This is a genomic window from Mycobacterium sp. DL, assembly GCF_039729195.1.
Lineage (GTDB): Bacteria > Actinomycetota > Actinomycetes > Mycobacteriales > Mycobacteriaceae > Mycobacterium > Mycobacterium hippocampi_A.
Genome location: NZ_CP155796.1, coordinates 5,931,971 through 5,955,606 on the forward strand (window position 1 = coordinate 5,931,971; position 23,636 = coordinate 5,955,606).

Below are 23,636 nucleotides of genomic sequence, written 5' to 3' on the forward strand. Positions count from 1 at the left end.
CGACTAGATCCGTCGGGTCCGCACATAGAGCCCGGCAACGTGGGCACACGCCGCTGAACGGGCGCCCTCGGCGTCACCGGCTTCGATCGCCGCCACGATGCGCTCGTGCTCGCCCACGGCAAGACGGCGATTGAGCTCGGTGGACCACATATCGGACCGGTACAGGTGTGACTGACCGTCCAGCCTGGCCAGCGCATCACTGAGCGGACGATTCCGGGCGCTGTCCCGGATGAGTGTGTGGAACTGCAGGTCCAGCTTGGCGTCACGATGCCGATCGGCGGGCTCGTCGAGAAGTTCCTGCTGGACGTGCACCATCTTGCGCAACTGCTCGACGGTCGCACGGGTGGCTATCAGCGTGGCGTTGTGCGCCGCGAGTCCGTCGAGCACTTCGCGGACCTCGAAGACCGCCTTCACCGCGTCGTCGTCGAGGTGGGTCACCCGCGCACCGGCGTTGCGGGTGTGGGTCGCCAACCCCTCGTAGATGAGCTGCTGGACCGCTTCCCGCACCGGGGTGCGGCTGACGTTGAGCCGGGCGGCCAAGGCGGGCACGCTCAGTGGGCTGCCGGGCGCGAGTTCTCCGTTGAAGATCAGCTCCTGCAGGGAGTTGTGCACAGACTCGGTGAGAAGAGCGCCGTCGGACGCGGTCATGATGCCTCCCCTACTCGGCGGCAGCGGCCACCCGCGCCGCCTCTCGCAACGTGGCCTGTGGTGCCACACCGGCACGCAGACCCGCAACCTTCATCGCGATGTTCTCGGCAACGGTAATCGGTTCGTATCCGACTTCTCCGTCGGCGAGGGTCCCCGGCAGCGCCTCCAGCACCGCGTCGTGGTTCCCGTCGAAGAAGAAGGCCGCCGAGCGACGTCGACGAATCCGGCCGTTCACCACCGGAGGATCAACCCGGTGCACCGTCGACATCCATCGATCGTTGGTCCAGCGCGCCATCGCGTCCCCGAGGTTGATGAGTAACGCGCCGTCCGCGGGCGCCACGTCGTGCCAGCTGCCGTCGCGGCCGAGCACCTGCAGGCCCGGAACCTGGTCGGCCCACAGGATCGTCAGGATGCCGAAGTCGGTGTGGGCCCCCATCCCCTGGAACTCACCGGTGATCTCGGTGTCCCCTTCCGGCAGCGCGAAGTTGTTCATCTTCAGCACCTCGATGCAGTGATCAGTCATCGGGTCGAAGTAGTGGCGTGGCAGGGCGAGAGCGTCGGTGACCGCGGTCATCAGCGTGCGGGCCAACTGCTGGGCCTCGGCGAAGTAGCGCTCGATCCGCGGCCGGAACCCCGCGGCGGCGTCCGGCCAGTTGTTCGGCGTGTAGCTGGCTTCCGGGAGATCCAGCCCCGGGAAGGATGCTCGCTCGGTGCCGACTGTGAAGGCCTCGTAGTAGTCGTGGAGTTGGTTGGCACCGATGCCCAGGCTCATGCTCAGCGATTCGCTCTTCGGCGGCGAGTAGCCGCGGTTGGCAGCGGGATCACGGCGGTACTGCTTCTTCACAGCGAGGGGCAGTGCGAAGAATTCGTCCAGTGCGTCCGACAGGTCGGTGAGCGCAGCGGTATCGATCCCGTGACCGACGATCTGGACGAACCCGACCTCCCGACAGGCCCGGTCCAGCGCGGCGGCCACCCGTGCGCAGTCGGGATCGGTGGCGGCGTCACCGCCGGCCACATAGCGGCTCACGTCCAGCACGGGCACGTCGAATGAATTCCCGGACATCGAGTTTCTTCCTCTCGTCGTTCAGAGTTGGCGGCCGGATTCGTGCCAGCGACCGACAGCAAGCCGGGTCACCACACCCATGATCGCGAAGACCACCACACCGAAGATCGACGCGAGCACGATCGCGGCGATCAGGTCGTCGGACTGCAGTCGCCCCCGGTAGACGTCGAGCAACGTGCCGATTCCCGGCTGGCCCTTCGCGAAGAACATGTCGCCGATGATGGCGCCGACGACCACCAGACCGGCGGCGGTACGGACGCCGGTCAAGATCGCCGGCAGCGCCGCGCGCAGTTCGAGTTTCACCAGTCGGTCCCAGCGAGACGCCCCGGAGATGGTGAACAGTTCGTGCATGCCGCGGTCCACCGACCGGATTCCGAAGTGGGTGTTGGTGATGATGGGGAACACCGCGATGAGCACACACACCAGCGTGCGAGCGGCCATCCCGTAGCCGAGCCACAGCCCGATCAGAGGGACGATCGCGAGGATCGGAATGACCTGGATGACAACCGCATACGGGTAGATGATCTTCTCCAGCCAACGAGCCTGGCACATCACCACACCCGTGCCGATACCCACGACGACGGCGACGACGAACCCGACGACGGTGACCTGGGCGGTGACCGAGAGCGCCGTCAGCATCGGCTGCAGGTGTGTCCAGTCCAGCAACGAGTTGCGTAGGACATCGACCGGTGGCGGCAGCATGAACCGGCGATGCGGTTCGAGCACAAGGTAGCTGACGATCGACCACACCACCAGACCGACGGCCAGGGACAACAGCGGATAGAAGATCGCGCTACCGATGCGTTTGGCTCGCAACGACTCTCGGGCCTCCGCCGACGTGACATCGTCGACGGCGCGGCTGAACAGTCTCGCCGGGGCCTGCAGGGCGGTTCCGAGCACGGTCATGACGCCCTCCCGTGCAGCAGCGCCGACACCTCGGCCACGTAGTCGGTGAACCGTGGCTCGAACCGCAGCATCTCCGGGCGTGGATAGTCGAAGTCGATGTCGACGATTCCGGCGATCCGGCCCGGACGCGGAGTCATCACGACGACCCGGTTGGCCAGGTAGACGGCCTCCGATACCGAGTGCGTAACGAACATCGAGGTGAACCGCCGCTCGGTGTACAGGCGCTGCAATTCGACCTGCATGTCCAGACGGGTCATCTCGTCGAGCGCACCGAACGGCTCGTCGAGCAGCAGCACGTCAGGGGACATGGTCAGCGCGCGGGCGATCGACACCCGCATCTTCATTCCGCCCGACAGCGCGTTCGGCAGTTGTTCGGCGAACTGCTCCAGTCCGACAGCCGAAATCGATTCGGCGGCAATAGTCTTCGTGTGAGCCCGGTCGGCGCCGCTGAGTTCGGCGCACAGTTCGACGTTGGCTCGCACACTGCGCCACGGAAGCAGGGTGGGCTCCTGGAAGATGAAGCCGACCGACGCGGTGTCGAGGCGGACGGTACCCGCACTCGGCTTCTCCAGACCCGCTGCCATCCGCAGCAGCGTCGACTTGCCGCAGCCGGAAGGGCCGACGACGGCGACGAAGTCGCCGGGTGCGACCCGAAGGTCGGTGCGCTCCACGGCGACGGTTCCGGTATCGAAACGCTTTGATACGTCGGTGAACTCGATCTGTGGTGGTCGGCCGCGGCCACGCAGGCCGGCGTCACGGATGGTCTGGGAGGGCTCCACTGTGGACTCCAGGGTAGATCGTTCAGCAGTATTACATGTAGTGACTCATCAAAGAATGTGTCCCCAAGAGTTGATTACATGTATTACGGCAATGTTTCTGTGCGTGAACCACAGGTAATGACTTTGCGCCTGATCGCGTATTTCCCCTGCAGTACGCCGTCATCACGCAGATGAGGGAGCGATTTAACACAGCCGAAATCCGCATCGTGATTGCATGTAATCACCGATCGACGACCCACACCCAGACCATTCCAGATTACCGAGGAGTCCCATGTACCGATCAGTCCTGTGGAAGACGGCAGCCGTCACCACTGTCGCAGTCGCGTTGAGCGCGTGCGCATACGGCGGCGAAGAACCCACTGAACAGGCCTCGCTCGAATCCGCCGCCGACGCTCAGCAGCTCGCGGACGTATGCCCGGCGAACGTCGGCATCCAGCTGCAGTGGCAGCCACAGTCGGACATGGGCGCGGTATTCGCCATGCTGGGTCCCGGGTACCGGGTCGACACCGACAACAAGTCGGTGACCGGTCCCCTCGTCGCCGGCGGAAAGGACACCGGTGTGGACCTGACTCTCAAGGCCGGCGGACCGGCGATCGGATTCCAGTCGGTGCCGTCACAGCTCTATGTCGACGACTCGCTGACGATGGGGATCGTGCACGGCGACCAGTTGATCGCCGCAGCCGCCGACCAACCCGTCGTCGGGGTGACGCCACTGTTGAAGTACAGCCCGGCGATCCTGATGTGGGATCCGCAGTCGCACCCGCAGTGGTCGACGGTCGCCGACATCGGCAAGACGGACGCCACCGTGGTCGTGTCCCAGGATCAGATCTTCCCGCAGTGGATGGTGCAGAAAGGTCTGCTCAAGGAGTCCCAGATCGACACCGGCTACGACGGCGCACCGTCGCGATTCGTGGGAGATCCCACGTTGGCGCAGCAGGGTTTCGCCAACTCCGAGCCCTACACCTACGAAAACGACACCCCGGCCTGGAACAAGCCGGTGGCCTACGGCTTGATCAAGGACGTGGGATACGACATCTACGCGTCGAACATGTCGGTTCGTGCCGACAAGCTCGCCGAACTCTCGCCGTGCCTGGAGAAGCTGGTGCCCATCATCCAGCAGTCGGGTGTCGACTACGCTGCCGCGCCGGAAGCGGTCAACGACGTCATCGTCGATGTGGTGTCCCAGGACAACACCTATTCGCCGTACTCGCAGGGTGAGGCGGCGTTCAGCGCCGCACTGCTGGTCGACCGAGGACTGCTGGCCGCCGAGGACGACGGGTCATTCGGCGTCTACGACGAGGCCCGCACCGCCCGCAATGTCGAGGACCTCCGTGATGTCCTTGCCGCCACCGGCAACGTGGTGCCCGCAGACATGACCGGGGCGGACCTGTTCACCAACCAGTTCAGCGATCCGTCGATCGCCGCCAACTGAATACCGTAAGGACAACAGCAGCATGACTGACATGACCGAACTGCAGCGCGAGAGGGCCATGGGCGCTCTGGGCACCGAAAGCGACCGGGAGGTGCGACGCATCTCGTTGGCCGACATCGACTCCCGCCGGTCGCAGGTGGCCGACGAGATATGGAGTGCGGCAACCGATATCGGCTTCTTCCAGGTGATCGACCATGGCATCGATCTCGGCGACGTGCGAGCGGCGTTCGAGATGGCCGAAGCGTTCTTTGCACTGCCGGAGGACGTGAAAGCGCGACGGCCAAAACGGTTCAACTCCGGCTGGGAACAGCTGACCCAGGTGCGCCCCTCGGTCGGAGTCCCGGATCAGAAGGAGTCCTACCAGGTCACGTTGTCGAACATGGACGGGCTATGGCCGTCGGACGACGAGCTCGCGTGCTTCCGCGCAACCGTTCTGGACTTCGAGAGCAAGTGCTGGGCGCTGGCCATGGAGTTGCTGTCGCTCTTCGCGGACAAGCTGGGCTTCGAGCGTGACTTCTTCACGCGCGCACACGACCCTGCGTCGTCGACGTACCAGAGCACGCTGCGGTTGCTGCACTACTTCCCGCTGCCCGCCGACGCAAATCTGACCGGGGTGTGGCGCGCAGGCGCCCACACCGACTTCGACTGCCTCACCCTGCTGTTCCAACGCGACGGGCAAGGTGGGCTGCAGGTCTGTCCGGGCAAGGAGCGCGAAGCCCAGCAATGGACCTCGGTCCATCCCTCCGAGGATGCGATCACCTGCAATATCGGGGACATGCTCATGCGTTGGAGCGACGACCTGCTGCCCTCCAACTTCCACCGCGTCAGAAGCCCGGGACCGTCCGACCATCGAGGTGCCCGCTACAGCATCGCCTTCTTCGCACAGGCCAACAGTGAGGTGACCATCGCCGGACCGCAGCGCAAGTACCCGCCGATCAGCGCAAAGAACTATCTACAGCAGAGGATCAACGCGAACTTCACCCGCTAGACAGGCCTGTTCGCCGCACCGCTGACCCGGGAGCGCAGGCCATGCGGCACGCTGGACCTCAAGATGTCTCCCCCCAAGGCTGCTCCCCTGCTCGATGACCCGGGCGACCTGTCCTCGCTGCGCGCCCAGAGCGCCGACCCCGACGAGTTGTTCACAACGTTCGCCGGGTGGGCCGAAGCGAACGGCACGGTGCTGTACCCGGCGCAGGAGGAGGCGCTGATCGAACTGGTCAGCGGTGCGAACGTGATCCTCGCGACGCCGACCGGTTCGGGTAAGTCGCTGGTGGCCACGGGCGGGTTGTACGCGACGCTGGCGGCGGCGGGCACGAGCTACTACACCGCGCCGATCAAGGCGCTCGTCAGCGAGAAGTTCTTTGCTCTGTGCGAGGTCTTCGGCGCGGTCAATGTCGGCATGCTGACCGGCGACGCCTCGGTCAATGCCGACGCACCGATCATCGCCTGCACCGCGGAGGTGCTCGCCAACATCGCGTTGCGCGAAGGCGCCGATGCCGACATCGACTTCGTGGTGATGGACGAGTTCCACTTCTACGGCGACCCGGATCGCGGCTGGGCCTGGCAGGTGCCGCTGCTGGAACTGCCGAGGGCCCAGTTCCTGCTGATGTCGGCCACGCTCGGTGATGTCACGTTTCTCCGTGAGGACCTCACCCGTCGCACCGGACGGCCGACGGCCCTGGTCGCCAACGCCGAGCGTCCCGTCCCGCTGTTCCACAGTTATGCGACGACGCCGATGCACGAGACGATCCAGGAACTCCTCGACACCAGGCAGGCGCCGATCTACGTCGTGCACTTCACCCAGGCTTCAGCATTGGAGCGGGCGCAGGCCCTCATGAGCATCAACGTCAGCACCAAGGACGAGAAGGCCGCGATCGCCGAACTCATCGGCGCGTTCCGGTTTTCCACCGCCTTCGGTTCCACGCTGTCACGGCTCGTCAGGCACGGGATCGGCGTGCACCACGCCGGGATGCTGCCCAAGTACCGGCGGCTGGTCGAACAACTGGCGCAGGCGGGCCTGCTCAAGGTGATCTGCGGCACCGACACCCTCGGCGTCGGCATCAACGTACCGATCCGGACGGTCGTCTTCTCGGCGCTGTCGAAGTACGACGGCATCCGCACCCGCCTGCTACAGGCGCGCGAGTTCCACCAGATCGCCGGGCGCGCGGGCCGTGCCGGCTACGACACCGCGGGCACCGTCGTCGTCGAGGCACCTGATCACGAAGTCGAGAACCTCAAGCAGTTCGCCAAGGTCGCCGATGACCCGAAGAAGCGTCGAAAGCTGGTGCGCCGCAAGGTTCCCGAGGGCATGGTGCCGTGGAGCGAATCGACCATGAACCGGCTCGTCGAGGCCACACCGGAGCCGCTGACGAGCAACATGCGGGTGTCGACGGCGATGATTCTCGACGTCGTCGATCGTCCGGGTGACCCCTTTGTCGCGATGCGGCGACTGCTCCTGGAGAACCACGAGCCCCGCAAGCGCCAACTCCAACACGTCCGCGAGGCCGTCGGCATCGCCCGCTCCCTGCTGCAGGCCGGCGTTGTGGAACGACTGGAAGAACCCGACGCCGACGGTGGCCGCTACCGGCTCACCGTCGATCTGCCTCCTGATTTCGCCCTCAACCAGCCGTTGTCGACGTTCGCGCTCGCCGCGGTCGGTGTGCTCGATCCCGCGTCGGAAACCTATGCGCTGGAGATCGTCTCGGTGATCGAGGCGACGCTGGAGGACCCGCGTCAGATCCTGGCGGCGCAGCTCAACAAGGCCAGGGGCGAGGCCGTCGCCGCGATGAAGGCCGAGGGAATCGAGTACGACGAGCGCATCGAGCTCCTCGACGACGTCACCTACCCCAAGCCGCTCGAGGAGCTGCTCCACCACACCTACGAGCTGTACCTGCAGAGCAACCCCTGGGCGGCCGATGCGCGGTTGTCACCGAAGTCCGTGGTGCGCGAGATGTGGGAGCGGGCCTTCACCTTCCGGGAGTACGTCAGCGTCTACGGGCTGACCCGCTCGGAGGGCGCGGTGCTGCGCTACCTGTCCGATGCGTTCAAGGCGCTGCGGTCCGGCGTGCCGGCGGCCGCGCGCACCGAGGAGCTCACCGACATCGTGGAGTGGCTCGGTGAGCTTGTGCGCCAGGTCGATTCGAGCCTGCTCGACGAGTGGGAACAGCTGACCAGCCCGGATCAGCCGCTGGACGCGCCGGTGACGGTGCCTGCCCGCCCGCGGCCGTTGACGGGAAACGAGCGGGCCTTCACCGCGATGGTGCGCAACGCGTTGTTCCGCCGGGTCGAGTTGTTCGCGCGACGCCGCTGGCACGACCTCGGCCAATTGGACGCCGACGCCGGCTGGACTGCCGAGCGCTGGGAGGACGTGGTGCGGGACTACTTCGAGGAGCACGACGACGTGGGCACCGGCGCCGACGCCCGCGGCCCGGCGCTGCTGATCATCGACCGGCAGCCCGCTGTGTGGCGGATTCGGCAGATCCTGGATGACCCTGCGGGCGATCATGATTGGGGCTTCGACGTCGAAGTGGACCTGGAGGCCTCAGACGAGGAAGGCACGGCGGTGATCCGCGTCGTCGACGCCGGCCGGATGGGCTAGGGCGCTCGGTCAGCGCAGGATGCCGTAGCTGCCATCGGCGAGTCGGCAGGCCACCGGGCCCTGACCGGTGACGGTGCACGCCGCGGGTCCGTTCTCGATGCGTTCCCCCATCGGCAGAACGTCGACGCCGGGGCGGGTGAACGTCGGTGTGTCGGCGTGCCGGTGGTGCGTGCCGGACGAGTCGAGGCTGATCTGATTGGTGCCGGCCGGCGCGTGGTCCATCACAAAGCCGAAATCACAACCGGCCACGCTTCCGTTCGGCCCGATGCCGCAGCGGTAGTCGAGTTCGCCCTTGTCGTCGGTGCGGAAGAAGACCCAGCCCGGATCAGTCGAGCTGGCGAAGTCGCCCCGGGCGAGCGGCCACATGTTGATGGTGGACATCGGTGAGGGCACGGCCGGAATCGGCCCCGTCGTGTTCTTCTCGATGACAGCAGCGACGGCGCTCATGACCACCAGAGGCAACTGAGGGTGCGCGGGGGGATCGAGCGACGGCCGGACGTAGGCGACGACGACGGTCGCGCCTTCGCCATAGGCGTATCCCCTGGGACCGTCGGGAATGAGGTCCAGAAAATGCACGGTGCGCCCGGCGATCTCGACGGTGCCGCGGGCTGCCTCCGGACCGAGGCGTGACACCAAGGCAGAGACATACTCTTCTGCGCTGCCGGATTCCAGCGTGCCGACCACAGCGCCCAGCATCAACTCATCGGGTGACATCAGTCCGTTGGTGATATCGGCGGCTGCGAGGGACGCGAACTCGCCGGCGTCGGCTCCGGCCAGTCCAGGACCGACGTCGGCGACGCAGATGGGACTGGCCACATAGTCGGATCCCGGAGGACCGAGTCCGTCGAAGGCGGTGGAGAACTCGGCGGCCGGCCAGGTGCAGTCGTCGGCACCGGCGGCCGCCGCGGGCCACAGCCCACCGGCAACAAGGGCGATCACCGCTGCCCACCTCGTGTGCTGCCGCATCGGTCAGCCGACGAACGCGGTCAAAGCGTCGGCGAACTTCTCGGGCTGGTCCTCCGGGATCAACGTCAGCGAATCGTCCACCAGCACAAGGGTGGAGTCCGTGAAGGTCGTCGCGAGCCGTTCGGCGTGTTCGAGCGGGAACATCAGGTCCTCACGCGCCCAGAGAAGCAAGACGGGTCTGGTGAACGCCGGCAGTCGATCCGCCCACTCCAGGAGCACCCGGCGCGGGGGTGCCCCGGTGCAGAACTTGACCATGTCGCGCCGAATGTCCCTGTTCTCGGTCGCGGGACGGAACCACTGGTCGTACACCTCGTCGGGAACGCCCCGCTTGCTCAACACGCCGTAGGCCTTGCGATTGTGCCGAAAGAAGCTGGTGCCCATCATCTTTGTGAACAACCAGCCGCCGCCGGGGATCCGGCACAGCATCGCCGCGGGACGCGCCGGCTTGGGCGGGAAGTTGTCGAACGCTTCGCACGACGCCAGCACCAGGCGCCCGACACGGTCTGCGCGACCATCTGAGATGACGAACTGCCCACCGCCCCAATCGTTGAGCACCAGCGTCACATCGTCGAGGTCGAGCGCGTCGAGGAAGTCGGCCAGGATCCGGGCGACACCGAGTTGGGTGAGGTCGGCATCCGGTTTCATCGCCACGGTATGCGCTCCGAGGGGCAGCGTCGGGGTGATGCAGCGGTACCCGGAGAGCAACGGCAGTACCTTGCGCCATTGCAGTCCGTCCATCAGGAGTCCGTGGCAGAAGACCAACACCGGTCCGCTGCCGCCGGTGTCCCCGTACGAGACCGGCCCGCTGCTCAGTTCCACCGTCGGCATGCCCACTCCTAGATAGATCGTTCTACTATGAAGTGAGCATATAGACCGCCCCAGCGAGCGTGCAAGGAAAATTGAGGACAGTTGCCCCGGCCCGGGCGAACTCAGTCCCCTGCGGCCACCAGCGATCGCAGCTGAACCGACGGGTTGTCCCGCTGGACGTTCTCGAGGCGCCACTTCGTCGAGAAGACCGCGAGGACGACACCGTCGGTGCGGGTGAACACCTCGACTGACGCCTGCTTCTGGAGCAGCTCGACGTCGTCGGGGTCGGCGGCGCGGGCCACCGTGTACGGCAGCGGCTCGAGCTCGATCGGCGCACTGTATTCGGCGGCCATCCGGTGGCTGGCCACCTCGAACTGCATCGGACCGACGGCGGCGAATACCGGCGCCTGATCACCGCGCCGGTCCGAGCGCAGCACCTGGATCACGCCTTCCTGGTCCAGCTGCTCGATCCCCTTGCGGAACTGCTTGTGTTTGCTCGGATCGGTGCCCCTGGCCACGGCAAAATGCTCCGGGGAGAAGCTCGGAATCGGCGGGTACTGCACGGCGATGTCCCGGTACAGGGTGTCGCCCGGGCGTAGCGCGGCGGCGTTGGCCAGGCCGATGACGTCACCCGGCCACGCGGTGTCCAGCGTCGACCGCTGCTGGCCGAACACCGACTGCGCGTACTTGGTGACGAAGGGCTTGCCCGTGGAGCCGTGGGTCAGCACATCGCCGCGTTCGAACGTGCCCGAGCACACCCGGGCGTACGCGATCCGGTCGCGGTGGGCGGAGTCCATGCCCGCCTGAACCTTGAACACGAAAGCGCTGAAGGGGGCGGTCGCGTCCCGCCGGTTGCCGTCGATGTCGAGTTGACCGCTCGGCGACGGGGCGAGCTGGGCGAGGACATCGAGGAGTTGGTTGACACCGAAGTTGAGGATGGCCGAGGTGAACAGGACCGGTGTCGACGTACAGCGCAGGAACGAGTCCCGGTCGAAATCGGCGCCGTCGGCGGACAGCAGCTCGGACTCCTCCATCGCGTTGTCCCAGTCGCTTCCCGCGACCTCATGGGCGCGGGAGGCATCGATGTGTTCCTCGGGAGCGGCGGTGGCACCGCCGGCCGTACGGGTGTACTTGATGTACTTGCCGGTACGCCGGTCCAGGACCCCCTTGAAGTCACCGGCGATGCCGACCGGCCAGGTCAACGGGGTGGTCTGCAGCTGGATGCGCTCGTGGATCTCGTCCATCAACTCCAGCGCGTCGCGACCCGGCCGGTCCCACTTGTTGACCACCGTGATGATCGGGATGCCGCGATGTCGGCAGACCTGGAAGAGCTTGAGCGTCTGCGGCTCCAGCCCCTTCGCGGCGTCGATGAGCATCACCGCGCAGTCGACGGCGGTCAGGACGCGGTAGGTGTCTTCGGAGAAGTCGGCGTGCCCGGGGGTGTCGAGCAGGTTGATGACGCAGGTCTGCCCGGTCTGGGTCTTGTAGGGGAACTGAAGGGCTGTCGAGGTGATGGAGATACCGCGGGCCTTCTCCATCTCCATCCAGTCGGACACCGTGGCGCGGCGACCGGCCTTGCCGTGGATGGCACCCGCCTGGGTGATGGCGTTGGCATGAAGCACCAGCGCCTCGGTCAAGGTGGACTTGCCCGCGTCGGGATGACTGATGACAGCGAACGTTCGGCGCCGTCGCGCTTCGGCGGAGATGCGGTCTGCCTGAGGCCCGTCGGCCTTGGGCACACCTGTGGCGGTTTCGGTCATTGCGGGGTCGATTTTATTGGCTACGACGCCGAAACGATAATCGCGTCGCGGTGAACTGCATGCCCCGACGCATCGCCGGCAAACGGTCCCGTGGCGATGCGTTTTGTTTGATCATTGGGCGGTAACACTGCACCGCACGCATTGGCGCCCAATCAGCCCTTCGCGGTCGTCACCGAGACGCCCGAAGTCGGCACCGATGCAGGTGCGACCGATGGAAGGAACACCATGGCACTCGACGACAACGACATCACCACCTCAGGCGGCGGAGGCGAGGGAACCGCCGACGGCGGCTCCAACCCCGAAGGCCACGACGGCGGCGCCGACGGAACCGCAGGCGGAGAGGGAACCGCTGACGGCGGCTCCAACCCCGAAGGCCACGACGGCGGCGCCGACGGAACCGCAGGCGGAGAGGGAACCGCTGACGGCGGCTCCAACCCCGAAGGCCACGACGGCGGCGCCGACGGAACCGCCTGACCGCTCCGCGATGCTGAGCCGCTGCATCGCCACCGACCCGCAGACGTTCGCCACCGAACACTGGGGCCGGAAGCCTCTGCTCAGCCGGACCGGTTCGCTGCCCCGCGATTTTGACGACCTGCTCTCGGCCGACTCGGTTGACGAGTTGCTCACCGAACGCGGGGTACGCGCACCGTTCATCCGCCTCGCCAAGGAGGGCGACCTGCTGGCCCGGGATTGTTACCTCGGGCCGGCGGGGTTCGGCGCAGAGATCACCGATCAAGTGGATTCAGCCAAGGTACTCGGCGAATTCGCCTCCGGTGCAACGATTGTGCTCCAGGGTCTGCACCGGCTGTGGCCACCGCTGATCCACTTCGTCCGACAGGCCGTCGACGACCTCGGGCATCCCGTGCAGGCCAACGCCTACATCACGCCGCCGACCAACCGCGGATTCGATCCGCACTACGACGTCCACGACGTCTTCGTGCTGCAGACTGCCGGGCAGAAACGTTGGATCGTGCATCCACCGGTGCACCTTCATCCGCTGCCCTCTCAGCCGTGGACCCAGCACCGGGGCGCGATCGAGGACCGGGTCGCCGAAGAGCCTGTCATCGATGCCGTGCTGTCACCTGGGGACGCGCTGTACCTGCCCCGGGGATGGGTGCATTCAGCGCAGGCCCTGGCGACGACGTCGATTCATCTGACCATCGGGGTGGCGGCCCTGACGGGCTTCGACGTCGCGCGAGCGGTGGTCGATCAACTGGCGACCGTCACCGAGTTCAGGGAGTCGCTGCCGATGGGCGGCGACCCTGCCGATCGGGACGAGATCATCGCGACGGTGACGAAGGTGATGGCGCAGATGACGGCCACCCTTCGCGATGAGGCCTCTGCACTCAGCACCGGTACCGCCGCCCGGTTGACCCGAAGGCACGCCGACCGGACACGTCCCGTCGCGGTCCGCCCCCTTGCCTCGCTCGCGGCGGCAGAAGCCGCCGGCACCACGAGGATTCGGTGGCGCCACGGGCTCGTCGCAACCGTCGATCGTTCCGGTGAACGTGTCGTGCTGCACCTGCCCGATCGGACCATGACGTTTCCGCTCTCTTGTGCCGACGCGGTGCAGGCACTGCACCACGGCCGCACATTCGACGCCGGTCGCCTGCCCGGACTCGACCGCGCCGACGCCACTGTGCTGATTCGCAGGCTGCTGCGGGAGGCGGTGGTGGTGCCGATTCCCGACCGGGGCGGCCCACTGCCGGCGGACAACGGATGACGGAGCCCAAGCGTGCTCCGTGCAGTGACCAGTCGCTGGCCCGCAACGACCCGATGTATGGCACCGCCTCGGCGGGATCCACCTGGGTGCTTCTCGAATTGTGCGGCGCCTGGGGACATTCGGCGTTCCTGAACTCGCCGGCGATCATCGACCCCGACCTAGGGCTCGCCATCGTCCGGCGGGTGGAGAAGGCCGGCATGCGCATTGCGGCGATCCGCCGTCACGGCCGACGCCCCACCGCGCCGAGGTGGCGCTGGTTCATCGCGCGGTCCACGCCGGGTAGCGAGGCCGTCCACTCCGGCGAGGTCGGTGGCCCCCGCGACTATCTGGAGATTGCGCTGGACGGCAGCGATGGCACACTGTCCACCGAACCGCTGGTGGCGATCTGCGCCCACGGCAGGCATGACCAGTGCTGTGCGGTCCGCGGGCGCGGAGCAACTGCGGCCATCGCCGCTGAATTCCCCCAGATCACCTGGGAATGTTCACATCTGGGTGGTGACCGATTCGCGGCGACCATGCTCATCCTGCCGGAAGGACTGTGTTACGGGCGGGTCGACTCGACCGATTCGGCCGGGCTCGTCCGTCTGTACCACGACGGGCGATTGGACAACCGGTACCTGCGCGGGCGTACCTCGCTGCCGCACGCGGTGCAGGCCGCACAGTACTTCGCGCGTGGGGCCTCCGGCGACGACCGCATCGCCGGTCTGTCACCGCTGACAGTCGAGGAAGGCGACCACATGGTGCACGTTGTCCTCGACGGCGACTCAGCCCCCATCGAAGTCACCCTCCACAAGGGACTCTCCGAGCCACTGCTATCACAGTGCCAAGCGAGAGTTCCTGGCGCCGTGAGGGTCTTCACGCTGTCGTCCATCACATCTCCATGATGTTCAGGCGTATCCCAGCGCGGCGTCCTCGGCCCGGATGCGGACGTTGAGCACCAGGGAGTTGGCGATGCTGAACACGATGGCTGTCACCCAGGCCGAGTGAACCAGCGGGAGAGCCGCCACCTCAGCGGCGACCGCCATGTAGTTCGGGTGGTGCACCCACCGGTAGGGGCCGTTGCGAACCAATGGAGCACCCGGCACGATGATCAATCGCGGGTTCCAGTGTGCGCCGAGGACCGACACACACCACCATCGCACCGCGGTGCTCGCAGCGACCACCGCAACCATCGTCCACCCCAACCCGGGAATGAACGGCCGGTGCAGAAACGCGACTTCACCCACACAGGACAGCAACAATGCCGCGTGCATGGCCACCATCACCGGGTAGTGACCGCGGCCGAATTCTTTACCTCCGTGTGCGAACGACCATGCAGCGTTGCGACGCGAAACTGCAAGCTCGACAAGGCGTTCGGCGCCGACCAACAGGATGAACAGGTAGTACATCGCGGGCCCTCACCAGCTCAGCAGGAGTAGTTCGAAGCTGAACCCGGGACCCATGGCCAACATCAATCCGATCGACCCCGCGGCCGGGGGCTCGGCGAGGGTTCGGTTGAGCACGTCGAGCACCGAGGCCGAGGAGATGTTGCCGTTGTCGCGCATCGACTGCCAGCTGTGGCGGAACTCCACGGCGGGCACGGCAAGCGCTTCCTCCATCGCGTCGAGCACCTTGGGCCCGCCGGGGTGGCATATCCAGGCCGACACGTCAGCGGTGGTGAGGCCGTGGCCGGCGAGGAAGTCGTCGACCTCATCGCCGAGGTAGTCCTGTGCCATCCTCGGCACATCCCGGGACATCACCAGCTGGAATCCGTTGGCGCTGACATTCCAGCCCATGACGTCGACGGTGTCGGGAAACAATCTGCTGCGGGTGGCGAGCACGCGTGGGCCACCGGTCATGGTGGGTCCGGCGGGAACCCGGTCAGCCCCAGTGGCGACGACGGCTGCCGCTCCATCACCGAACAGGCACACCCCGATCAACGCGGGTATGGAGTGGTCGTCGCGCTGCAGGGTCAGGGAGCACAGCTCCACCGACAGGAGCACCGCGACGTGGTCGGGAAAGCCCCGCAGGTAGTCGTGGACCCGCGCCAGCCCGGCAGCACCCGCGACACAGCCCAGGCCGAAGAGCGGAAGGCGCTTGACGTCCGGCCGCAATCCCAGTCGCGAGGCGATTCGCGCGTCGATCGTGGGGACCGCCACGCCTGTGCTGGACACCGTCACGATGGCGTCGAGGTCGTGCGGGTCGAGGTTGGCTGCCTCCAACGCCGTGCGCACCGCCCGTTCGCCGAGTTCGGACGCCACGTCGAGGTAGACGCCGTTCGCCTCCGTGAATCCGGCGAGTGTCGGATAGCGATCGAGGGTCATCGCCAGACTGCGATGGTCGACGCCGCTGGTGCGGGCGAATCGTGCGAAGGCCGGTTCGATGGTCGAGGTGAGCTCGCGGACAACCTCGTCCTGCGAGTATCGGTGCGGCGTCAATGCCACCCCTGTGCCGGCGATGCGGGGAGCCCCCGTACGCGGTTCACGAATCGTGTTGGTGAATGTTGAATCCGAGGTATCTGTCATGACGGTCCGAACGGAACACAACTGGCGTTTAGTTCCGCAAATTGACCATTGGTGAGATTCCGCACGAGTTCACGCCGATTTCATAAACTGAGTCTATAAGCCCAGTTCAAAGGCATTTTTCTGATTGATTCATTACACGTCACGCCAAACTTGCTGAGAATTTTCAGGAATGGCGTCGATGCTGGCAGAAATATTGTCTTCTGCTGCCAATTCTCTGAATATCAGAAATACAGCGAAAATCGCAACGCGTTCGGACACGTAGATTTGGGCCGATGAATCACGCAGACGGTGACCGAGCCGACGCCAGCACCCTCACCGGGGTCTCGGAGACGGCGTTGCTGACTCTGAACGGCAGGGCCCACCAGGCCCGGCATCGCGACGCCATCATCGACGATCCGATGGCCATCCGGCTTGTTGATTCGATCGACTTCGACTTCGCGAAGTTCGGCCGCAAGGGCCAGGAGATGGCCCTGCGGTCGCTGGCCTTCGACCGGGCGGCTGTCCGGTACCTGTCAGACCATCCGCGCGGCACTGTCGTCGCCCTGGCCGAAGGCCTGCAGACCAGCTTCTGGCGCCTCGACGCCGCGCTTCCCGACTCAGAATTCCGTTGGCTCACTGTCGACTTCGCACCCATCATCGAGCTGCGGCAGAACCTCTTGCCCCCGTCTCCCCGGATCACGAGCATCGCCCAATCGGCGCTCGACTACACATGGATGGACCGGGTCGATGCCGGCGACGGCGTGTTCATCACTGCCGAGGGGCTGCTGATGTATCTGCAGCCCGACGAGTCGATGGGCCTGATCACCGAGTGCGCCAAGCGCTTTCCGGGCGGCCAGATGATCTTCGACCTGCCCCCGGTCCTGGTGAAGAAGTTCGCGCCGAAGGGGATGCGGGCCTCCCGCCGGTATCGGGTCCCGCCGATGCCGTTCAGCCTGTCGGCTGCTCAACTGGCCGACCTGGCCAACACCGTGCCCGGCGTGCGCGCCGTGCACGATCTACCAATGCCGCGCGGCCGGGGCCTGATGTTCGGCAGGCTCTTTCCGGCCTTCTGGCAACTGAAGCCGACCAAGCAGATCCGCGGCGCCTACACCCTGCTGGAATTCGGCTGAGCACCGAGACTCCGGGCTCTACCCGCGCTTGACCTCCAGTGTGCGCTTGCGCAGTCCTTTGGTTGCGGTGTCCATCAACCCGTTGGCGCCCTTCCTGATCAGAAAGCCGGGAAGCGGCGCGATCAGATCGACGGTCAGTTCGAAGCGCACCAGGGTCGACGAATCTCCCTGCGGTGTCAGTGTGTAACGGCCCTGCTGAGCCCGCTGCTGGCCCGAGCTGACCAGTTTCCAGCTGACGCCCCCGTCTTCGAAGCTGTACTCCAGTACCTGCTCGTCGCTGACCCCGACGATCTTGACGACTTGGCGGGCCTTGCGCGGGCGGCCCTCGGCGTCACGTTCGAGAATGTCGATCTCCTGGTGGGCCGATGACCACTGGGTCAGGGACTCCAGATCGATCAGCACGGCCATGACGTCGGCCGGCGGCGCCTCGATGACTACTTCGCGGACTTCGGTGATGGCCATCCGGTGACCATAACCAGGCAGAAGCGGGTCGAAACACCGCACTGCCTAACATCAGGTGCATGGGCATACCCGCAGTCGACCCGACAGCCGGTTCTCCGTTGTTGCGTATCGGAGCCCGGCTGACGGACAACACCCCGGGACGGTGGCTGGCCCGCCGGGTCGCGCCGCGTGTCGACCGGCGGCTGCTCCGGTTGAGCCGGGGACGGTTGTCGTCGGCGATGGTCACGCCCGAACTCCTGCTTGTCAGCGTCGGCGCCAAGACCGGTAGGCAGCGGACCACCCCGCTGACGTACTTCACCGACGGCGGCCGAGTCATCGTCGTGGCATCGAACTACGGCGGCTCACGACATCCGGCTTGGTACTACAACGTGCTGGCGAATCCCGTGGTCCGGATCTCCGCGGGCGGGTACACCGGCACCTTCGTCGGGCAGGAGGTCACGGGGGCCGATCGGGAACGGTTGTGGAACCTGGCGAAGGAGTTCATCCCTTCCTATGCCGGATACGAGCGCCTCGCAGGCAGGCGGACGATACCGCTGCTGATGTTCACCGAAACCGAGTGATATTCGCCAACCGGGCTGGGTACCGTCACACCATGCGCCCGGCTATCGCCCTGCTACTGCTGATGCTCACGGTGGGCACGATCGCCGGAGTACCACCGGCGGCCGCCGAAGGCGATTTCGACCTGCAGGCCCATCGGGGTGGGCGTGGCGAAACCACCGAGGAATCGTTGCGCGCCTTCGCCAAAGCACTCGAGGTCGGCGTCAGCACCCTCGAGTTCGACATCGTCATCACCAGGGATGGCGAACCGTTGGTGTGGCATGACCCGGTGATCGAGCCGACCAAGTGCGCCGACACGGCGCCCGCCTTTCCGAACGATCCCCAGTATCCCTACGTCGGACAGTTCACCCATGATCTGACGCTGGCACAGATCCGCACGCTCGACTGCGGAAAGCTGCTTGCCGACTTCCCGTCCGCCGAGGTGGTCCCGGGGAACAAGATCGCCACTCTGCCGGAGGTGTTCGACCTCACCGACGCCTACGGTGCGAACGTCCGCTACAACATCGAGACGAAGGTGGAGGCGGAAGATCCGGACACCTCGGCGTCGCCGCAGGAGTTCGTCGACGCGATCCTCGGTGCGGTGCGCGCAGCAGGAAAGGTGGGCCAGGTCGAGATCCAGAGCTTCGATTGGCGCGCACTGCCTCTCGTCGCTGCGGCCGAACCATCCATTCCGTTGGTGACGTTGTGGGACGACACCACCTACGTTCCGGACTCCCCGTGGTTGGCCGGGGTAAACCCGGCTGTTGTCCCCGACCCGATCGCCGGCGCGCTCATGGTGGGTGCCGACATCCTGTCACCGGGCTACTCGGTGCCCACGGGATTGACGCCCGGCGATCCCGGCTTCCAGCTCGTCGCCGATCGGGCTTTTGTCGATCGGGCGCATGCCGCCGGACTGAGGGTCATCCCCTGGACGATCAACGATCCCGCGGCGATGCGTGCGCAGATCGACGCGGGAGCAGACGGCATCATCACCGACTATCCGACCCGGCTGCGCTCGGTTATGGCGGAACAGGGGCTGCCACTACCCCGCGCCTACACCAGGTGAGCGGGTGAAAATTGGTAGCGCATGCTGCTGATCACCGGGCCGTCCGGAAATGTCGGCCACGAACTCGTGGATCTGCTCAGCACCCGGCCGGACCTCGAGTTCCGGGTCGCCAGCCGTCAGACACCTCAGCCGCGTGGCACCGTCAACACGTGCGAGATGGACTTCTTCGACCGGTCCACCTGGGAATCTGCGCTGACCGGTGTGGACCGACTCTTCCTGCTGTTCCCCCTACCCGGCAACCGGGCGGCGCGCGAAGCGATCATTCCCTTCATCGCCGCAGCGGAGCGGGCGGGGTGCCGCCACGTCGTCTACGTCTCGGTCTTCGGGGCCGACCGGGCCCGCATCATCCCGCACTACAAGGTCGAGGCGGCGCTGCGGCGCAGTTCGATGACGTGGACCGTCCTCAGATGCAGCTTCTTCATGCAGAATCTGCACCGCAGCCTCTCGACACACGGCGACGACATCAGCCGTGGTGAGTTGTTCATCCCGGCCGGCCGCGGGCGGACCACGTTTCTCGACGCCCGGGACGCAGCCGCCGTAGCGGCGAGGATCCTGAGTGATCCCGGCGGGCATCTGAACACCGTCTACGAACTGACCGGACCCGCGGCACTGACGATGGACGACGTTGCGGCCGAGCTCAGCGAGGCGCTGGGCCACCCCGTTCGCTACACCGATCCCGGGCTGATCACCTTCGCCCGTCGGTTGCGTCGGCGTGGGGTCAGGTGGGACACCATCGTGTTCATGAGCGCGGTGTACACCCTGACCCGCTCGGGCTTGAACCAACCGATCACCGACGATGTGGCATCCCTGCTCGGTCGACCGCCACGCACACTGACCGAGTTCCTCACTGACAGCGCCTGGCGCTGGCACGAGCGAGCCTGGACATAGGACCATCGTCCTGTCGCAATCTGCGAATAATGGTCGCCGACGTCAATACTGCAGTCTTACAGAATGATTGAGAGTTATCGGCCGGTCGGTAGTTAACCGGTGTTAATCTGCGCATACTGCAGAGTCAGGTCGCCAAGTCGTAGCGAGGGTCTGTCCATGAGTAGCTCCGCTGAACGTGCCGCACAACTCGACCTCGTCGGCGTCTCAAATCGGCCTACCCCGAACTTCCTGACGCACCGACTCCCGACCTGCTCGACCACGACCGTTTCGTCGCCTACATGAAGCCGGTGCACGACGTCGGCGGTGAGCCGGACGCCCCGATGAAGTACGAGAACAAGGACTACGAGTACTGGGAGCACATGACCTATGTGATCTGCGAAGTGCTTGCCTGGCGCGGCATTTGGCTGTCCGAGGAGCGGCGGCGGATCGGCAATGTCGACGTCGGTCGTGCGGTGTATCTCGGCTTTCCCTATTACGGTCGCTGGCTGTTGTCCGTGGCACGTGTGCTGATCGAGAAGCACCACATCGGCCTCACCGAACTCAGCGAGCGGATGGCCGAGGTCAAAGAGCGTTACGCCGGCGGACTCGAGGGAAAGGCCCTCGAGGCGCGCCCCAAGTCCGAGGGCGACGGAACACAGGTCAAGCGCAACAGTCACGTGGTGCACGCGGTGGGCAAAGGCGATCCGCAGGTCTATGCGGGCAAGGCCGGCGAACCGAAGTTCAAGGTCGGCGACCCCGTCGTCGTGCGGGAGTTGCCGGTGCTGTTCTACACCCGCACCCCCGAGTACGTGCGCGGCGCCAAGGGCGAGATCGCCGCGGTGGCCTACGAAAGCCCGGCCGCCGAGGACGAGACGTGGGACATCCCCGACGCCCAGCCCGAATGGTTCTACGTCGTCCGGTTCCGCATGTCCGAACTGTGGAACGACTTCAACGGGCCGGCCACAGACAGTCTCCGGACTGAGATTCCCGAGCGCTGGCTGCAGGCCGGCTGAACGGAGAAACATGACAGCGCACGACCACGACCACGACCGCACCGTCAAGCCGATGGTCGACGAGGTCACCGACTTCGAGATCCTCGAGATCGCCCTGCGCGAATTGTGCATCGAGAAGGGCATCTTCACCGCAGAGGAACATCGGCGCTTCACCGAGTTCGCCGAGCAGATCGGTCCCACTCCTGCCGCCCGTCTGGTGGCCCGCGCCTGGCTCGATCCCGATTTCAAGAGTCTTGCCCTCGCCGAACCGATGACGGCGAGCAAGGAAGTCGGCGTCGACTGGCTCGAACCGACCGGGTTCGGCACCCCCAGCGATTTCACGGCCTTCCAGATCCTGGAGGACACCCCGACGGTGCACCACGTGATCGTCTGTGCCCTGTGCTCGTGTTATCCGCGACCGATCCTCGGCAACTCCCCGGAGTGGTACCGCACACCCAATTACCGTCGGCGCCTGGTGCGTTGGCCGCGTCAGGTGCTCGCGGAGTTCGGCCTCTACCTGACCGACGATGTCGAGGTGAGGGTGCAGGACTCCAACCAGAAGCACCGGTTCATGGTCATGCCGATCCGCCCCGAGGGCACCGACGACTGGACCGAGGATCAGCTGACCGAGATCATCACCCGCGACTGCCTGATCGGCGTGGCACTGCCCAAGGCCGGAGTCACGACCAACGTCATCACCGACACCCGTGCCGCGGTGCACCCGGACGGCGTCTGACAATGGACCGGCCCGTCGACAGCGACGTGTTGCAGCACCTCGTCGATCGTCGTCAGGTGTGGCCGGCGATGGCGGCCAAGTACGGCGTGGAAAACCCCGTGCCACCGTGGAAGACCAGCCTCGACGGCCTCTGTGATGCACTCGACCACGCTGCGTGTGACACCCCGGTCCCGAGCTTCAAGGAACGCCGCGACGAGGAAGACGCTCTGTCTGCGACGGTGTACTCCGACCTTCCCTACCCGGAGAGCCAACTGGTCTCGCTGGCACATTCGCTGATGACGCGCGGGCTGATCACAGAATCCGAACTGCGACAGAAACTATCGGCCATCCGGGCGCGCCTCGAGGCCTGAGCGAACGCCCTGACCATCAACCCTGGCGAAGCGTCAGGACGGTGATCTCGCTGGGCGCGAAGACCCGGAACGGCGGTCCCCAGAACCCGCTGCCGCGACTGGTGTAGAGCTGCGTGCGCTCACCATGGCTGCTCAGACCGTGCAACACCGGCTGATCGAGCCGGACGAGGAAGTTGAACGGCCAGATCTGCCCACCGTGGGTATGCCCGGAGATCTGTAGATCCACGCCCGCACGGGCCGCGCTGGTGATCTGCTTGGGCTGGTGCGCCAGCAGCAGCACCGGCAGCGTGGTGTCGGAATCATGCAGAGCTGCATCAAGATTCGCACCATGGCCGTCGATCCCGGACGCCTTGGCGGTCGCGTCGTCCACGCCGGCGACGACGAGCCTGTCGCCGCCACGTTCGACCACGATGTGCCGATTGTGGAGTGCATCCCAGCCGATGCGCTCCATGTAGTCCAACCAGCCCTGCGCCTCGTTGAAGTATTCATGGTTGCCGGTGACGTACACCCGGGCGAGCCTGCCCTGCGCGGCTGCCAGCGGAGCAACCTGGTGCTCGCGCACACTGACCGTCCCGTCGGCGAGATCACCGACGTGGCAGACGATGTCGGCGTCGAGGATGTTGACCCGCTCGGTCACCGACGCCGACCAGCGGGCCCGGTCGATCGGGCCGTAATGGGTGTCGGTGATCACCACGACGCGCAGGCCGTCCAGTCCCCGGCCGAGCCGGGCGACCCTGACGTCGACATTCTTGATCCGCGGAATCCGCATGGCTTCGACGTATCCCCAGACCAACAGCACGGGGACGACGACAACAATCGCAGCGGCTACCAGGCGAGCCCTGAGCGGGTCTTCGACGCCGAATACAAGAATACCCAGACGCAGCAGCAGCGACAGCACCGACCACACGAACAGCACCCAGATCGCACCGAGCAGAGCGTCGGCGATGACGGCCGCCCAGTCCCGGTGCCGATGCCCGTGGCCCCACGCCATCATCGCGGGCAGTCCCACAAGCGCGGCCGCGAAGACCAGGGAGCCGGCTACGACCACCGCGGTGGGCCACTGCGTCCCGGCGAACACCAGCGTCCACCACGGCACCCCGAACAACAGCAGCAGGATCGTGGAGACGACGGCAAGGCGCGACCATCGCCGTCGCGATCGCCGCGCAACGGCGGGCCTGGCCTCGGTCGACTGCGTATCTGACATCGCGGCGCGCCTCGATTTTCTGTGTGTGGATTACCGACGACGGTACCTGCACCGACGAGCTGGTGACTCCGGCGCGCATACCCACCGTCATCGGGTGCCACCGCGCCGAAATCGCGCACACCCGAAC

Annotated in this window: 23 protein-coding genes and 1 pseudogene; 13 read left to right on the forward strand and 11 right to left on the reverse strand. The window is 66.0% G+C overall.

The window, feature by feature from the left end; genetic code table 11:
* Window positions 1-3 precede the first annotated feature (3 nt).
* The 4 genes from ABDC78_RS28230 to ABDC78_RS28245 are packed head-to-tail and all read right to left on the reverse strand — an operon-like array spanning window position 4 to window position 3,378.
* Window positions 4-648 (reverse strand): GntR family transcriptional regulator, encoded by a 645-nt coding sequence (locus ABDC78_RS28230; protein ID WP_178358199.1) that lies wholly within the window; start codon window positions 646-648, stop codon window positions 4-6.
* Window positions 649-658: 10 nt separating this feature from the next.
* Entirely contained in the window at window positions 659-1,711 is a 1,053-nt protein-coding gene (locus tag ABDC78_RS28235; protein WP_178358198.1) for an isopenicillin N synthase family oxygenase, read from the reverse strand.
* 21 nt (window positions 1,712-1,732) lie between these two features.
* On the reverse strand, window positions 1,733-2,617 hold the full coding sequence (locus tag ABDC78_RS28240) for an ABC transporter permease subunit (RefSeq protein WP_178358197.1): 885 nt from the start codon (window positions 2,615-2,617) through the stop codon (window positions 1,733-1,735).
* On the reverse strand, window positions 2,614-3,378 hold the full coding sequence (locus tag ABDC78_RS28245) for an ABC transporter ATP-binding protein (protein WP_347133548.1): 765 nt from the start codon (window positions 3,376-3,378) through the stop codon (window positions 2,614-2,616). Before ABDC78_RS28245 ends, ABDC78_RS28240 begins: the two co-directional genes overlap by 4 nt.
* 289 nt (window positions 3,379-3,667) lie before the next feature.
* Between ABDC78_RS28245 and ABDC78_RS28250 the strand changes: the two genes are divergently transcribed.
* The 3 genes from ABDC78_RS28250 (at window position 3,668) to ABDC78_RS28260 (ending at window position 8,426) form a co-directional block, all read left to right on the forward strand.
* Complete coding sequence (locus ABDC78_RS28250; RefSeq protein WP_178358195.1) at window positions 3,668-4,828, forward strand: nitrate ABC transporter substrate-binding protein; 1,161 nt, start codon at window positions 3,668-3,670, stop codon at window positions 4,826-4,828.
* A gap of 22 nt (window positions 4,829-4,850) precedes the next feature.
* Complete coding sequence (locus ABDC78_RS28255) at window positions 4,851-5,816, forward strand: isopenicillin N synthase family oxygenase (protein WP_178358194.1); 966 nt, start codon at window positions 4,851-4,853, stop codon at window positions 5,814-5,816.
* Window positions 5,817-5,879: 63 nt separating this feature from the next.
* On the forward strand, window positions 5,880-8,426 hold the full coding sequence (locus tag ABDC78_RS28260; RefSeq protein WP_178358193.1) for a DEAD/DEAH box helicase: 2,547 nt from the start codon (window positions 5,880-5,882) through the stop codon (window positions 8,424-8,426).
* Between the two features lie 9 nt (window positions 8,427-8,435).
* Here the strand turns inward: ABDC78_RS28260 and ABDC78_RS28265 are convergent, their stop codons facing one another.
* The 3 genes from ABDC78_RS28265 to ABDC78_RS28275 form a co-directional block, all read right to left on the reverse strand.
* The gene (locus tag ABDC78_RS28265) at window positions 8,436-9,365 is read right to left on the reverse strand and encodes a hypothetical protein (protein ID WP_178358192.1); all 930 of its coding nucleotides are present in this window, start codon (window positions 9,363-9,365) and stop codon (window positions 8,436-8,438) included.
* 30 nt (window positions 9,366-9,395) lie between these two features.
* Window positions 9,396-10,220 carry an alpha/beta hydrolase gene (locus ABDC78_RS28270; RefSeq protein WP_178358191.1) on the reverse strand — a complete coding sequence of 275 codons (825 nt, stop codon included), beginning with the start codon at window positions 10,218-10,220 and terminating at the stop codon, window positions 9,396-9,398.
* 101 nt (window positions 10,221-10,321) lie between these two features.
* Window positions 10,322-11,959, reverse strand: a complete 1,638-nt coding sequence (locus tag ABDC78_RS28275; protein WP_178358190.1) for a peptide chain release factor 3 — start codon at window positions 11,957-11,959, stop codon at window positions 10,322-10,324.
* Between the two features lie 225 nt (window positions 11,960-12,184).
* Here ABDC78_RS28275 and ABDC78_RS28280 point away from each other — a divergent pair, with 225 nt between their 5' ends.
* The 3 genes from ABDC78_RS28280 to ABDC78_RS28290 are packed head-to-tail and all read left to right on the forward strand — an operon-like array spanning window position 12,185 to window position 14,566.
* Complete coding sequence (locus ABDC78_RS28280; protein ID WP_178358268.1) at window positions 12,185-12,433, forward strand: BatC protein; 249 nt, start codon at window positions 12,185-12,187, stop codon at window positions 12,431-12,433.
* A gap of 10 nt (window positions 12,434-12,443) precedes the next feature.
* On the forward strand, window positions 12,444-13,682 hold the full coding sequence (locus ABDC78_RS28285) for a cupin domain-containing protein (RefSeq protein WP_178358189.1): 1,239 nt from the start codon (window positions 12,444-12,446) through the stop codon (window positions 13,680-13,682).
* On the forward strand, window positions 13,679-14,566 hold the full coding sequence (locus ABDC78_RS28290; protein ID WP_178358188.1) for a sucrase ferredoxin: 888 nt from the start codon (window positions 13,679-13,681) through the stop codon (window positions 14,564-14,566). The genes ABDC78_RS28285 and ABDC78_RS28290 overlap by 4 nt, the downstream gene beginning before the upstream one ends.
* A 3-nt stretch (window positions 14,567-14,569) precedes the next feature.
* Here ABDC78_RS28290 and ABDC78_RS28295 read toward each other — a convergent pair whose 3' ends face one another.
* Both ABDC78_RS28295 and ABDC78_RS28300 read right to left on the reverse strand, forming a co-directional pair.
* On the reverse strand, window positions 14,570-15,070 hold the full coding sequence (locus ABDC78_RS28295; RefSeq protein WP_178358187.1) for an isoprenylcysteine carboxyl methyltransferase family protein: 501 nt from the start codon (window positions 15,068-15,070) through the stop codon (window positions 14,570-14,572).
* Between the two features lie 9 nt (window positions 15,071-15,079).
* A complete protein-coding gene (locus tag ABDC78_RS28300) occupies window positions 15,080-16,186 on the reverse strand; it encodes a 3-oxoacyl-[acyl-carrier-protein] synthase III C-terminal domain-containing protein (RefSeq protein ID WP_178358186.1) in 1,107 nt (368 codons plus the stop codon).
* A gap of 272 nt (window positions 16,187-16,458) precedes the next feature.
* Between ABDC78_RS28300 and ABDC78_RS28305 the strand changes: the two genes are divergently transcribed.
* Complete coding sequence (locus ABDC78_RS28305) at window positions 16,459-17,295, forward strand: class I SAM-dependent methyltransferase (protein WP_178358185.1); 837 nt, start codon at window positions 16,459-16,461, stop codon at window positions 17,293-17,295.
* Between the two features lie 18 nt (window positions 17,296-17,313).
* On the opposite strand, the gene ABDC78_RS28310 is transcribed toward ABDC78_RS28305, so the two are convergent.
* Window positions 17,314-17,757 carry an SRPBCC family protein gene (locus tag ABDC78_RS28310; protein ID WP_178358184.1) on the reverse strand — a complete coding sequence of 148 codons (444 nt, stop codon included), beginning with the start codon at window positions 17,755-17,757 and terminating at the stop codon, window positions 17,314-17,316.
* A gap of 59 nt (window positions 17,758-17,816) precedes the next feature.
* Between ABDC78_RS28310 and ABDC78_RS28315 the strand changes: the two genes are divergently transcribed.
* From ABDC78_RS28315 to ABDC78_RS28340, 6 genes and pseudogenes are all read left to right on the forward strand, one after another.
* Window positions 17,817-18,317 carry a nitroreductase/quinone reductase family protein gene (locus ABDC78_RS28315; RefSeq protein ID WP_178358183.1) on the forward strand — a complete coding sequence of 167 codons (501 nt, stop codon included), beginning with the start codon at window positions 17,817-17,819 and terminating at the stop codon, window positions 18,315-18,317.
* A 62-nt stretch (window positions 18,318-18,379) separates the two neighbouring features.
* Complete coding sequence (locus ABDC78_RS28320) at window positions 18,380-19,360, forward strand: glycerophosphodiester phosphodiesterase family protein (RefSeq protein WP_256735991.1); 981 nt, start codon at window positions 18,380-18,382, stop codon at window positions 19,358-19,360.
* A 21-nt stretch (window positions 19,361-19,381) separates the two neighbouring features.
* On the forward strand, window positions 19,382-20,248 hold the full coding sequence (locus tag ABDC78_RS28325; protein ID WP_178358181.1) for an NmrA family NAD(P)-binding protein: 867 nt from the start codon (window positions 19,382-19,384) through the stop codon (window positions 20,246-20,248).
* Between the two features lie 156 nt (window positions 20,249-20,404).
* Window positions 20,405-21,240, forward strand: a pseudogene (locus ABDC78_RS28330) (SH3-like domain-containing protein).
* 10 nt (window positions 21,241-21,250) lie between these two features.
* Window positions 21,251-21,955, forward strand: coding sequence for a thiocyanate hydrolase subunit gamma (gene scnC, locus ABDC78_RS28335; protein ID WP_178358180.1), 705 nt, complete (start codon window positions 21,251-21,253; stop codon window positions 21,953-21,955).
* A gap of 2 nt (window positions 21,956-21,957) precedes the next feature.
* Window positions 21,958-22,305, forward strand: a complete 348-nt coding sequence (locus ABDC78_RS28340) for a thiocyanate hydrolase (protein WP_178358179.1) — start codon at window positions 21,958-21,960, stop codon at window positions 22,303-22,305.
* A 16-nt stretch (window positions 22,306-22,321) separates the two neighbouring features.
* Here the strand turns inward: ABDC78_RS28340 and ABDC78_RS28345 are convergent, their stop codons facing one another.
* Window positions 22,322-23,509, reverse strand: coding sequence for a metallophosphoesterase (locus tag ABDC78_RS28345; protein ID WP_178358178.1), 1,188 nt, complete (start codon window positions 23,507-23,509; stop codon window positions 22,322-22,324).
* Between the last annotated feature and the right edge of the window lie 127 nt (window positions 23,510-23,636).

Excerpts from the sequence above, each read along its gene's own strand:
- ABDC78_RS28230 (WP_178358199.1), bottom strand. The coding sequence starts at position 648 with ATGACCGCGTCCGACGGCGCTCTTCTCACCGAGTCTGTGCACAACTCC.
- ABDC78_RS28235 (WP_178358198.1), bottom strand. The coding sequence starts at position 1,711 with ATGTCCGGGAATTCATTCGACGTGCCCGTGCTGGACGTGAGCCGCTAT.
- ABDC78_RS28240 (WP_178358197.1), bottom strand. The coding sequence starts at position 2,617 with ATGACCGTGCTCGGAACCGCCCTGCAGGCCCCGGCGAGACTGTTCAGC.
- ABDC78_RS28250 (WP_178358195.1), top strand. The coding sequence starts at position 3,668 with ATGTACCGATCAGTCCTGTGGAAGACGGCAGCCGTCACCACTGTCGCA.
- ABDC78_RS28255 (WP_178358194.1), top strand. The coding sequence starts at position 4,851 with ATGACTGACATGACCGAACTGCAGCGCGAGAGGGCCATGGGCGCTCTG.
- ABDC78_RS28260 (WP_178358193.1), top strand. The coding sequence starts at position 5,880 with ATGTCTCCCCCCAAGGCTGCTCCCCTGCTCGATGACCCGGGCGACCTG.
- ABDC78_RS28270 (WP_178358191.1), bottom strand. The coding sequence starts at position 10,220 with ATGCCGACGGTGGAACTGAGCAGCGGGCCGGTCTCGTACGGGGACACC.
- ABDC78_RS28275 (WP_178358190.1), bottom strand. The coding sequence starts at position 11,959 with ATGACCGAAACCGCCACAGGTGTGCCCAAGGCCGACGGGCCTCAGGCA.
- ABDC78_RS28280 (WP_178358268.1), top strand. The coding sequence starts at position 12,185 with ATGGCACTCGACGACAACGACATCACCACCTCAGGCGGCGGAGGCGAG.
- ABDC78_RS28285 (WP_178358189.1), top strand. The coding sequence starts at position 12,444 with ATGCTGAGCCGCTGCATCGCCACCGACCCGCAGACGTTCGCCACCGAA.
- ABDC78_RS28290 (WP_178358188.1), top strand. The coding sequence starts at position 13,679 with ATGACGGAGCCCAAGCGTGCTCCGTGCAGTGACCAGTCGCTGGCCCGC.
- ABDC78_RS28295 (WP_178358187.1), bottom strand. The coding sequence starts at position 15,070 with ATGTACTACCTGTTCATCCTGTTGGTCGGCGCCGAACGCCTTGTCGAG.
- ABDC78_RS28300 (WP_178358186.1), bottom strand. The coding sequence starts at position 16,186 with ATGACAGATACCTCGGATTCAACATTCACCAACACGATTCGTGAACCG.
- ABDC78_RS28305 (WP_178358185.1), top strand. The coding sequence starts at position 16,459 with ATGAATCACGCAGACGGTGACCGAGCCGACGCCAGCACCCTCACCGGG.
- ABDC78_RS28310 (WP_178358184.1), bottom strand. The coding sequence starts at position 17,757 with ATGGCCATCACCGAAGTCCGCGAAGTAGTCATCGAGGCGCCGCCGGCC.
- ABDC78_RS28315 (WP_178358183.1), top strand. The coding sequence starts at position 17,817 with ATGGGCATACCCGCAGTCGACCCGACAGCCGGTTCTCCGTTGTTGCGT.
- ABDC78_RS28320 (WP_256735991.1), top strand. The coding sequence starts at position 18,380 with ATGCTCACGGTGGGCACGATCGCCGGAGTACCACCGGCGGCCGCCGAA.
- ABDC78_RS28325 (WP_178358181.1), top strand. The coding sequence starts at position 19,382 with ATGCTGCTGATCACCGGGCCGTCCGGAAATGTCGGCCACGAACTCGTG.
- scnC (WP_178358180.1), top strand. The coding sequence starts at position 21,251 with ATGACAGCGCACGACCACGACCACGACCGCACCGTCAAGCCGATGGTC.
- ABDC78_RS28340 (WP_178358179.1), top strand. The coding sequence starts at position 21,958 with ATGGACCGGCCCGTCGACAGCGACGTGTTGCAGCACCTCGTCGATCGT.
- ABDC78_RS28345 (WP_178358178.1), bottom strand. The coding sequence starts at position 23,509 with ATGTCAGATACGCAGTCGACCGAGGCCAGGCCCGCCGTTGCGCGGCGA.